The organism is Calditrichota bacterium (genome assembly GCA_013151735.1).
In the GTDB taxonomy this organism is placed as follows: Bacteria; Zhuqueibacterota; JdFR-76; order JdFR-76; family BMS3Abin05; genus BMS3Abin05.
Map to the genome: position 1 here is coordinate 1 of JAADHR010000027.1, position 3,955 is coordinate 3,955.

Here is a 3,955-nt window from a genome sequence, read left to right on the forward strand (position 1 = left end):
TCGTCTTTTTTGAAATTGGCCACGCGTTTTTGCAATTGATCCAGAATGTCCTTTTCGGTGTATCTGTAGTCGATGCGCACGCGGTGCATCCAATCCTTTTGCCACAGGAGGGCCTTTCGAACGGAATCGGGCAGGGATGTGCCCTGTTTCCGAAGGGTTTTGTCGATCAGTTTTTCGGCCTTTTTGAATTTTCCTTCTTTTTCCAAAAGCTGAATGCGTTCCATTGGGTTTTTAGGCGCACAGGATGTAAGCAGTGCCGCTGTGAACAGGAAAAGTATCCCCAAAATTCTCATGTCAATCGGAAAGCCTTTCATGGATTGTTTCTCCCTTTTGGTGCCGCATGATTTATGCATAAAAGCGGTGCGTTTGAGTGCTGCAAGCCGGTTTTCTGCAGCGTATCAGGCATGTGTAACAAAATTACGATTTTTTGGGGGAAATCGCAACAAGAAATTTACTTTTGTGAAGTGATAAAGAAGGTTGCTCTAAAAAATGCGTGCCCGTTTGGTACGCGAATTTTCACTAATTGGATTTATGGCCGCGAATGCGCGAATGAAAGATAAGAAAAATCCTTTCCTTCCTTCTCCCTGAAATAAGGAAGAAGGAGTCAGGGGGTGGGTTCAAAAGGCCGGGCTGCATCCAAAAGAAATGATCTTCCCCACAAAAATTCCAGGGGGAGCAAAAATAAATTATGCAGAAATAAAAATCATTCTCATTAAAAATCTCTTGACATCGCCCTCGGATCATCCTATATTTAAAATACGACAAATTAAGTCCGGTTTGTCGGTTTCGGAGTGGCGTCTATTTAATGCAAGAGGAGAAAAACATGTCGAAATCTGAAAACCTGTTGGAAATTCGGGATCTTCACGTATCCATTGAAAATAAAGAGATATTAAAGGGCCTCAATTTGACCATTCGCCGGGGAGAAATCCACGCGCTCATGGGGCCGAATGGAACAGGGAAAAGCACCCTGGCCAATACGTTAATGGGCCATCCGGCGTACACAATTACGCAGGGTGAAATCCTTTTCAAGGGGAAGACTATTCAGGAGATGTCTCCTGATGAACGGGCGCGGTACGGCCTTTTTCTGGCATTCCAGTATCCGAGTGCCATTCCCGGTGTCACGCTTTCGAATTTTTTGCGGTTGGCGGTGAATTCTGTTCACGGGGAAGAACTGAATGTGCTTGAATTTCACAAGCGGCTGAATCAAAAAATGAAATTACTGGAAATGGACCCTGCGTTTGCCAAACGGTATCTTAACGACGGGTTTTCCGGAGGAGAAAAAAAACGCAGTGAAATTCTCCAACTGGCCATGCTGGAGCCGGAAATGGTTGTCCTGGACGAAACGGATTCCGGTCTGGATATCGATGCCCTGCGCATTGTCTCTTCCGGTGTCAATAAAGTTATGACCGATCGAATGGGTCTTCTGATTATTACCCATTACGTGCGGATTTTGCAGTACATTCATCCGCAATTTGTGCATATTCTGTACGACGGAAGAATTGTGGAGTCCGGTGATTATTCCCTGGCTGAAAAACTGGAATCCCAGGGGTACGACTTTATTAAAGATCAAAGAAGCCAGCAGATTTTGCAGGAGGCCTGAGAATGACTCGTCACGATGTTACAAAAATCGGCTCTGATCGTCATAAATACGATTTTAAGAATCCCGAGAATTATTTTTTTAAGGCTCCGAAAGGGCTCAGCCGAGAGGTTGTCGAGCTTATTTCGGAAATGAAGGGCGAACCAAGCTGGATGCGCGACATTCGGTTGAAGGCATTGGACACCTACACCCAAATGCCCATTCCCACCTGGGGGGGTGATCTCTCGGAAATTAATTTTGACGACATTTATTATTACATAAAACCGGCTGAAAAACAGGGGCGAAGCTGGGACGATATTCCGCGCGACATCAAAGAGACCTTTGACAAATTGGGTATTCCGGAGGCCGAACAGAAGTATTTGGGCGGTGTAGGGGCGCAATACGAATCGGAGGCCATTTACCACAGCCTGAAAGAAAGTTTGCAAAAACAGGGCGTTATTTTTCTGGATATGGATTCCGGGCTGAAGGCCTATCCCGATCTGGTACGGGAGTATTTCGGAACGGTGGTGCCGGCCGGTGACAACAAATTTGCGGCCATGAACACCGCTGCCTGGAGCGGCGGCAGTTTTCTGTACATTCCGGAAGGCGTACACGTGGACATTCCCCTGCAGGCCTATTTCCGAATCAATGCCAAAAACATGGGGCAGTTTGAGCGGTCGCTCATTATTGCCGATGCCGGCAGCAGCGTGCATTACATCGAGGGCTGCACGGCGCCCATTTATTCCGAGGATTCGCTTCACTCCGGCGTGATTGAAATTATCGTTAAAAAGGGAGCGCGGGTGCGCTACACAACGGTTCAGAACTGGGCACCGAATATTTACAACCTGGTCACGCAGCGGGCGGTTGTTCATGAAGATGCCACAATGGAGTGGGTGGATGGCAATATCGGGAGTAAATTGACCATGAAATATCCGGCGGTTATTCTCAAAGGCCGCGGTGCCCGTGGCGAAATCCTTTCGATGGCGTACGCCGGGAAGGGACAGCATCAGGATGCCGGGGCCAAAGCCATTCATCTGGCACCGGACACCTCTTCGACCATCGTGTCAAAATCCATTAGCAGCAATGGCGGCCGGGCCAGCTACCGGGGATTGGTGAAGGTAAGCCAACATGCGGAAAATGTAAAATCAAATGTTCGCTGCGACGCTCTTATTCTGGACGAGCGGTCGCGCTCCGACACCTATCCCTACATGGACATCAACAACCCCACGGCGGTGATCGGGCATGAGGCCACGGTAAGCAAAATCGGGGAAGAGCAGTTGTTTTACCTGCAAAGCCGGGGCCTGGAAGAAACCGAGGCCATGGCTCTCATTGTTCGGGGCTTTGTGGAACCGATTGTGAAGGAACTGCCCATGGAATATGCCGTGGAATTAAATCGCCTGATTGAGATTCAAATGGAGGGTTCCGTAGGCTAAACAGACGGACATGAAAAAAGCGAGAAAGAGACACCAAACTATGGAAACACAGTTGAAAGACGAAAAAATAGACAAGCAGGCTGTTCTTCGATTGTCTGAACAGCTGGCTGAACCCGGCTGGCTTCGGGAATACCGCCTGCGGGCATTGGAACGGTTTATGAGAGAGCCCTGGCCAACCGGTAAAGAGGAAGAGTGGCGAAAAACAAAAATCCGCCATTTTCAGGGAGAAAATTTTACGGTTCCGGCAGATCCGTTTAGCTACCCGGGGAAGGGTAGTGGTGCAAAACTTCCACCCGGTCTAAACGGGCTGCTGGGTGAGGCGTCCCTGCACGCGGGGTTGCTTGTGCAAATGGGACAAAAGCCGCCTTTTAAACGTCTTTCTGAGGAAGCCAGGGCTCAAAACGTGCTCGTAAGCGATTTGCCAAGGGCCGTGCGGGAATACCCGGATTGGGTAAAACCCTTTTTGGATAACCGGGAGACAAATGCAGCGGGGGGTAAATTGGAGGTTTTACACGAAGCCTTCTGGAATGCCGGTGCCCTGGTTCGGGTTCCCTCAAATACGGCTCTTGAAAAACCAATTGTTTTAGTGACGCATTTTTCCGGGATGGAAGAAAGTGTTTTTCCTCAAACGCTCATCGCAGCCGAACCCAACAGCCGGGTTCACATTCTGGAAGTCGTTACGTCCGAGTTGCCGGCATCCCGGTTGTCCGTTAATCGAAGGGTAAAAATTTTGGCGGCCGAAGGCGCCCGGATTGACTATTCCTTGCTTCTTTTGAATTCCGGCAACGAGACGGCTTATTCTTCTCTCACGGCTGTCGGGCATCGCAGCAGCTCCCTTCACGTCCGGCTGTTTCAAATGGGGGGCCGCCTTTCTAAAACACATATTCAAACCGATCTGATTGGCGAAGGCGCCTCGGCGAATATTCGGGGTCTCTATTTTGCGGAT

At 49.2% G+C, this 3,955-nt stretch carries 4 protein-coding genes (1 of these 4 cut by a window edge); 3 read left to right on the forward strand and 1 reads right to left on the reverse strand.

The genetic code is table 11. The features are described from left to right. Window positions 1-314, reverse strand: a 314-nt coding sequence (locus GXO76_01745) for a hypothetical protein (protein NOY76571.1), incomplete at its 3' end; no start/stop codon positions are given. 509 nt (window positions 315-823) lie between these two features. Between GXO76_01745 and sufC the strand changes: the two genes are divergently transcribed. The 3 genes in view from sufC to sufD are tightly spaced (at most 40 nt apart) and all read left to right on the forward strand, a layout consistent with a single transcriptional unit that may run on beyond the window. Next, a complete protein-coding gene (gene sufC / locus GXO76_01750) occupies window positions 824-1,600 on the forward strand; it encodes a Fe-S cluster assembly ATPase SufC (GenBank protein ID NOY76572.1) in 777 nt (258 codons plus the stop codon). A gap of 2 nt (window positions 1,601-1,602) precedes the next feature. Next, window positions 1,603-3,009 carry a Fe-S cluster assembly protein SufB gene (sufB, locus tag GXO76_01755; protein NOY76573.1) on the forward strand — a complete coding sequence of 469 codons (1,407 nt, stop codon included), beginning with the start codon at window positions 1,603-1,605 and terminating at the stop codon, window positions 3,007-3,009. 40 nt (window positions 3,010-3,049) lie between these two features. Beyond that, a protein-coding gene (sufD, locus tag GXO76_01760) for a Fe-S cluster assembly protein SufD (GenBank protein NOY76574.1) crosses the window boundary here: on the forward strand, window positions 3,050-3,955 show its 5' portion. The gene runs 444 nt beyond the window's last position; the window shows 906 of its 1,350 coding nt (coding positions 1-906); its start codon is at window positions 3,050-3,052; the stop codon falls past the right edge of the window.